1 protein-coding gene and 1 pseudogene are annotated in these 983 nt (G+C 38.9%); both read right to left on the reverse strand.

The window, feature by feature from the left end; genetic code table 11:
* Window positions 1-145: pseudogene (locus ACFINO_RS10005) on the reverse strand (tryptophan--tRNA ligase); the annotation flags it as partial.
* Between the two features lie 79 nt (window positions 146-224).
* Window positions 225-983, reverse strand: a 759-nt coding sequence (murJ, locus tag ACFINO_RS10010; RefSeq protein WP_375655666.1) for a murein biosynthesis integral membrane protein MurJ, incomplete at its 5' end; no start/stop codon positions are given.

Genomic DNA, 983 nt, shown 5'->3' on the forward strand with positions numbered 1-983 from the left:
GGGCATGCATATCAACAACGCAGTACAGACAATTATAGGACGTTTGCAGTTCAACCCAATGCTTGATGGCTCCAAGATAATTGCCAAGATGTAAATGACCACTCGGTTGTACGCCGGAAAAGACAAGTGGTGTGAAGGTGTCCATAGGAGTGTTCTTTCTTTAGTAAAGTTATTTGTTTTATGTTTTTTTGACAAAGCCTCTTGCTGAAAGCAAGACAAAATATTTATAGGCGTTTTTTAAAGTTTTTGAGGGTGAGGAAAAAGGAACGGGTGTCCAGTAAAAAATAGGCGAAACAGTGTACCAAGAGTATGGCAACCATTATCCCTGCCAAGGTGGAAGCACGCAAGAAAAACGATGCTTGTGAGGATAAAGGGAAAGACAAAAAGTCAATCACATCAAAGACGTAATAAAGGGCTATAGTATTTAAAAGAGTGGTGATAATCAAACATGTTATTCGTTTTATCAGTTGTATGTCGTATTTCCAATAGCCACGTTGAATGAGAATAGTCCAAAGCAACAGTGCATTCATCCATCCAGAGGTAATTTCAGCAATGACAATGCCCCGTGCTGACAAAATTGGAAATAATATTAAGGCTAGGCTGATATTGATGAAAACGCAAATGCCTGTGATAATCATCGGTGTTTTTGTATCTTCATGGGCAAAGAAATTAGGAATAAAGATCTTTATTAGGACAAAAGCGGGAAGTCCTAGCCCATAAAGTTTAAGCAGTTGGGCAACATAGTGTGTTGACAAACTGGTAAATTGCCCACGTTCAAAAAGTAAACTAACAATGGGGGTGGAGAGTATTAAAAATGCCACAGATGCGGGGAGCGTTAATAACAGAGTTAATTCAATAGAGCGGTTTTGTAAATTATGAGTTTCTTTGTGATTTTTGCTGCGAAGGGCTCTTGTTAATTCTGGTAAAAGAACGGTCGCAATAGCAATTGCTATCACTCCTAAGGGCAATTGATAAAGGCGATC

Source organism: Bartonella sp. AA83SXKL, from assembly GCF_042196965.1.
In the GTDB taxonomy this organism is placed as follows: Bacteria; Pseudomonadota; Alphaproteobacteria; order Rhizobiales; family Rhizobiaceae; genus Bartonella.